This is a genomic window from Halochromatium sp., assembly GCF_046541315.1.
Taxonomy (GTDB): domain Bacteria; phylum Pseudomonadota; class Gammaproteobacteria; order Chromatiales; family Chromatiaceae; genus Lamprobacter.
The window spans coordinates 1-5,879 of the sequence record NZ_JBKHDN010000172.1; the positions used below are offsets into that span (position 1 = coordinate 1).

The 5,879-nt window shown below is 67.3% G+C and carries 4 protein-coding genes; all 4 read right to left on the reverse strand.

The features are described from left to right. On the reverse strand, window positions 1-921 hold a 921-nt coding region (locus ACLFQI_RS10805; RefSeq protein ID WP_410759246.1), incomplete at its 3' end, for a carbohydrate kinase family protein. Window positions 922-1,042: 121 nt separating this feature from the next. Continuing rightward, window positions 1,043-2,623, reverse strand: coding sequence for a sodium:solute symporter family transporter (locus ACLFQI_RS10810; protein ID WP_410759247.1), 1,581 nt, complete (start codon window positions 2,621-2,623; stop codon window positions 1,043-1,045). A 52-nt stretch (window positions 2,624-2,675) separates the two neighbouring features. Further along, window positions 2,676-3,152, reverse strand: a complete 477-nt coding sequence (gene greA, locus ACLFQI_RS10815; protein WP_410759248.1) for a transcription elongation factor GreA — start codon at window positions 3,150-3,152, stop codon at window positions 2,676-2,678. A 249-nt stretch (window positions 3,153-3,401) separates the two neighbouring features. After that, the coding region (carB, locus tag ACLFQI_RS10820) for a carbamoyl-phosphate synthase large subunit (protein ID WP_410759250.1) at window positions 3,402-5,879 on the reverse strand (2,478 nt) is incomplete at its 5' end.

Sequence of the window (5,879 nt, forward strand, 5' to 3'; positions counted from 1 at the left end):
ATGAGCCAGGCCGCCGTCGACAAGCCCCCAGTCGGCGAGAAACGGCTGGTAGAAGGCGGGATCGCGCGTCGTCGCGCCGCGCTGACCGACGATGGCCGAGGCAAACGCCTGCGCCCGCGCCAATGTCTGCGGCAACGGCCAGCGTCGCATCAGCCCAAGGATCAGCACCGACGCAAAGCCATCGCCGGCGCCCACCGCATCGACGACCTGGATGTCGCCGGCGGGCGCGACCCGGCTCCGCTCGCCGTCGGCGGCCAGCGCGCAGGCACCGTCGGCACCCAAGGTCGCGAACACCGCCTCCAGCTCATAGCGCTCGAGCACGCGCCGGGCGCGGGTCTCGACGTCGTCGTCGGTCTGACCCTCGGGCGCCAGCACGCGCAGCTCATCGGCATTCAACTTGACCCAGGTCGCCGCTTCCAGCAGTTCCACCAGTTGCTCCTTGCGCCACCAGGGGTCGCGTAGATTCACGTCCAGGAACGCCGCCGGAGCGATCCGCCCGCGCAGCGCGCGCAGCGCGTCGGCCGAGACCGACTGCCGCAGCGCCAGGCTGCCGTGGTAGAGCAAGGCCTGCTCGGGCAGCGGCGGCAACGCGGCGGCGTCGATGTAGTCATAGGCGCGGTCCGGCACGATCTCGTAGCTCGGCTCGCCGTTGCTGAGGGAGACCTGCACGGTGCCGGTCGGATGCTCGGGATCGCGTTGCAGACCCAGCGTGGTCATGCCTTGCTCGCGCATCGCCGCATCGATGCGCTCGCCGAGCGCGTCCTCGCCGACCCGGCTGACGAACACCGGCTCCAGGCCAAACGCGGCCAGATGCCAGGCGACGTTGAACGGCGCGCCACCGAGCACCTCGGCGCCATCGGGGAAACAGTCGAACAGGACTTCGCCGAAGAGGAGCGGTGGCTGTTGATGATCGAACGGCATGGTGCGGCACTCCGCAGGCTGAGGCGATCGGAAAGAACCCGCATGCTAAGGGCGCCCGGGCAATGATCGCAAGCCGCAGGGGCCGGCGAGCGCGCGAAAACAGCCCGGCGCCCCGGCCGTCTCAGGCAAAGGTCGATACGAGCAGCAGGGTCAGCAGGAGCAGGATCAGGGCCTGGAATCGGTAATCGGCCCACCGCCGGTGGCGGCGTCCTGGACGCCCCGCGGGCACCGCCATCGCCGGGCGCCAGACGGTGCCTGGCGCCGGCGCGGCGGCGGCGGAGCGCAACAGCGTGGTCAGGATCAGGATGAGGGCGCTGGCGGCGAAGAGCAGGCCCGCGACCAAGGTGAAATGCAGTCGCAACCCGCCGCCGAGCCAGAGCCCGAACAGCAGTGCCGAGAGCAGGTGGCCGCCGATCAGCGTGACCAGCGCGCTCACCGCGTCGGGGCGCCGCCAGAAGGCGCCGAACAGGAACACCACGACCACCGGCGGCACCAGATAGGACAGCGCCGTCTGCAGATAATCGAACAGGCCCTCGAACTGCCCGATGAGCGGCGCGATCGCCGCCGCCAGCAGCATGAAGACACCAATCGCGCCGCGCCCGATCCAGCCAAGCTGGCGCGGGCTCAAGCCCGGCCGCAACGGCTCGATGAAGTCCAGGGTCAGCAGCGCCGAGGCCGAATTCAGGGTCGAATCGATACTGGACATCAGGGCCGCCGCCAATGCCGCCAGGATCAACCCGCTGAGGCCCGCCGGCAAGACTTCGCCGATCAGCGCCGGGAACACCTGATCCGGGTTCTCCAACGGCGGCAGGATCATCACCGCCATCACCCCGGGCAGTACCATGATGAAGAGCACCGGCAGCTTCAGCAGTCCGGCAAACAAGGCGCCGGCGCGGGCATCCGCAAGGCTGCGCGCGCCCAGCACGCGTTGCACGATGAACTGATTGGTACACCAGAAGTAGAACGCCAGCACCGGCACGCCGACCAGCACCCCGAGCCAGGGCAGATTCGGATCGGACAGCGGCAGGAACAACGAGCGCTGCTCGGGTGTCGTCGCCGCCACCACCGCCGACCAGTCGAAATCGATGCGCGCGAAGCTCAACAGCGTCACCAGCGCCGAGCCGACCAACAGCAGGATCGCTTGTACGACGTCGGTATAGACCACCGCCGCCAGCCCGCCGGCAGCGGTGTAGAGCGCGGCGATGGCCGCGAGCGCGAGCGCGGCGCTGAACAGGTCCAATGCGGGCACGAAGGTCGTCAGCACCAGCGCACCGGCAAACAGGGTGCCAGCGGTATCGACGATGAGATTCGACATCAGCGTGAAGGCCGAAAAGTAGCGCCGCGAGCGCCAGTCGAAACGCCGCTCGAGGTACTCCGGCACGCTGCCGATACGCGCGTTGAGGTAGAGCGGCGCGAACACGACCGCCATCAACACCAGGATGGGCGCCGCCATCCACTCGTAGTTGGCAACCGCGATGCCCCAGGTATAGGCCGCGCCCGCCAGGCCAATCAGTGTCGTCGACGAGATGTTGGAGGCGAACAGCGACAGCCCGATCGGCGCCCAACCGAGCCGCCGACCGGCGAGAAAGAGATCGTCACCGCTCTGCGTGCGGCGTGCGGTGACGATGCCGATCACGAGGATCAGCAGGCCATAGACGGCAATCACGATCAGATCGGCAGGTGCCAGATGGGTCGGGTCCATGTTGGCTCAATGCGCGTTGGAATCAATCGGCTGCCACAAGCTCTTGGCTCCCCTACTCGTAGCGAACCTCGAGGATCTCGAACTCGCGCTGGCCGCCGGGGGCCTCGACCAGCGCCGTGTCGCCCTCGGCCTTGCCGATCAGCCCGCGCGCGATCGGCGAGCCGATCGAGATCTTGCCCTGTTTGATATCGGCCTCGTCATCGCCGACGATGATGAAGGTGCGTTCCTCGTCCTTGTCGACCTCGAGCACATCGACGGTGGCGCCGAACACCACCCGACCACCCGGATCGAGCTTGGTGACATCGATGATCTCGGCATTGGCGAGCTTGCCCTCGATCTCCTGGATGCGGCCCTCGATGAAGCCTTGCTGCTCGCGCGCGGCATGATACTCGGCATTCTCCTTCAGATCGCCATGCGCGCGTGCCTCGGCGATCGCATCGATGACGCGCGGGCGCTCGACACGCTTCAAGCGATCCAATTCCTCGCGTAATTGCTCGGCGCCTCTAGCGGTGAGAGGAACTCTGTTCATTGCGGAAAACCTCATGGGTGTTGAGCGCGCGCTGCGGCGCTCACTGAAGACAGCACTCGCCCGGTGAGGCCGATTGGTCGGCGGACACCGCGCCAGCGTTTGGATTGGCCTTCTTGTCGAAGGTCGGTCGGGTAGGAGACGCGCTACGCTCGCGTGGGTACCGGACGCTCGATCGACGCGCCTTGGCGCGATCTGAGAGTGGCCCCGACCAGCGGGGCGTTAAGCTAGAGACTAACCGCGCGCAAGCGCTCAGTAAAGCGCCTGTAACCGGGTGATCTCGAGCAGTTCGCCGGCCTTGAGCGCACGACAGGTGGCCTCGGCACCGGCGATGGTCGTGGTATAGCTGACCTTGTGTTGCAGGGCTGCGCGTCGAATCGCCGCCGAGTCGGCGATCGCCTCGGCGCCCTCGGTGGTGTTGACGATGAAGCGCACCTCGCCATTCTTGATCATATCGACGATATGCGGGCGCCCTTCCTTGACCTTGTTGACGCCGATGCACTCCATGCCGGCTTCCTGCACCGCGCGCGCCGTGCCATGGGTGCCATAGAGGCTGAAGCCAAGCTCCAGCAGCTGACGGGCCACGGCCAGCAGGCGGGGCTTGTCCGCATCACGGATACTGAGCAGCGCCTTGCCCGGGCGCGGCAGCGCCATACCGGCGCCCTCGACCGCCTTGCCGAAGGCCTCGGCGAAGCTGCGGCCGATGCCCATGACCTCGCCGGTGGACTTCATCTCCGGTCCCAGCAGGGTATCGACACCGGGGAACTTGACGAACGGAAACACCGCCTCCTTGACGCAGTAGCGTGTCGGCGCGACCTCGAACAGCATGCCCTGATCGGCCAGCGAGCGCCCCGCCATGCAGCGCGCGCCGATCTTGGCCAGCGGCACGCCAACCGCCTTGGAGACGAAGGGCACGGTGCGCGAGGCCCTCGGGTTGACCTCGAGCACGAAGATGTCATCGCCCTTGATCGCGAACTGCGCGTTCATCAGCCCGCGCACGCCGAGCGCCAGGCCGAGTTCGGCCATCTGCTGGCGCATCCGATCCTGCAGCTCCGCACTCAGGGTGTAGGGCGGCAGCGAACAGGCGGAATCGCCGGAATGCACCCCGGCCTGCTCGATGTGCTCCATGATGCCGCCGATCAGCACCGCCTCGCCGTCGCAGACCGCGTCGACGTCGACCTCGATCGCATCCTCGAGGAAGCGGTCCAGCAGCACCGGCGCCGCGTTCGAGACGCTCACCGCGGTGCGGATGTAGCGACGCAGATCGGGCTCGTCGTAGACCAGCTCCATGGCCCGCCCGCCGAGCACGTAGGACGGGCGCACCACCAGGGGATAGCCGATCTCGGCGGCGCGCTCGATCGCCTCGCCCTCGCTGCGCGCGGTCGCATTCGGCGGCTGCTTCAGGCCGAGCCGGGTGATCAGCCGCTGGAAGCGCTCGCGATCCTCGGCGTGATCGATGCTATCCGGCGAGGTGCCGATGATCGGCACCCCGGCGGCCTCCAGCGCGCGCGCCAGCTTCAGCGGCGTCTGTCCACCGTACTGCACGATCACGCCATAGGGGCGCTCGGTCTCGACGATGGCGAGCACGTCCTCAACCGTCAACGGCTCGAAGTAGAGGCGATCGGAGGTGTCGTAATCGGTCGAGACCGTCTCTGGATTGCAGTTGACCATGATGGTCTCGAAGCCGTCGTCGCGCAGCGCGAAGGCGGCATGGACACAGCAATAATCGAACTCGATGCCCTGCCCGATCCGATTCGGACCGCCGCCGAGCACCATGATCTTCCTGGCGTCGGTCGGCGCCGCCTCGCACTCTTCCTCGTAGGTCGAGTACAGATAGGCCGTGCTGGTCGCGAACTCGGCGGCGCAGGTATCGACGCGCTTGAACACCGGCCGGATGCCGAGCTCGCGCCGACGCTCGCGGATGACCTCCTCGGTCTGGCTGGTGAGCGAGGCCAGGCGGCGATCGGAGAATCCGCGTCGTTTCAACTCACGCAAGCGCTTAGCGTCCAAGACATCGAGCCCTTGCACCCGCACCTCATGCTCAATCGCCACCAGTTGCTCGATCTGGGCCAGGAACCAGGGATCGATCCCGGTCAGCGCTTGCACCTCGTCGGTGCCCATGCCGGCGCGCAACGCATCGGCCAAGTAGAAGATGCGCTCGGCACCGGGCTGGCGCAGCTCGGTGCGCAGGCGGCTGATGGACTGCGGATCGGACAGGTTCAGCATCTCGTTGAGGCCGTCCTTGTCGGTCTCGAGCCCGCGCAGCGCCTTCTGCAAGGATTCCTGGAAGGTGCGGCCGATCGCCATCACCTCGCCGACCGATTTCATCTGCGTGGTCAGATGGGCATCGGCGAGCGGGAACTTCTCGAACGCGAAGCGCGGGATCTTGGTGACGACATAATCGATCGCCGGCTCGAACGAGGCCGGGGTCACGCCGCCGGTGATCTCGTTGCGCAGCTCGTCGAGCGTGTAGCCGACCGCCAGCTTGGCCGCGACCTTGGCGATCGGGAAGCCGGTGGCCTTCGAGGCCAGCGCCGAGGAGCGCGAGACGCGCGGATTCATCTCGATGATGATCATCCGTCCATCGTCGGGATGGATCGCGAACTGGACGTTGGAGCCGCCGGTGTCGACGCCGATCTCGCGCAGCACCGCGAGCGAGGCATCGCGCATGCGCTGATACTCCTTGTCGGTCAGCGTCTGCGCCGGGGCGACCGTGATCGAGTCGCCGGT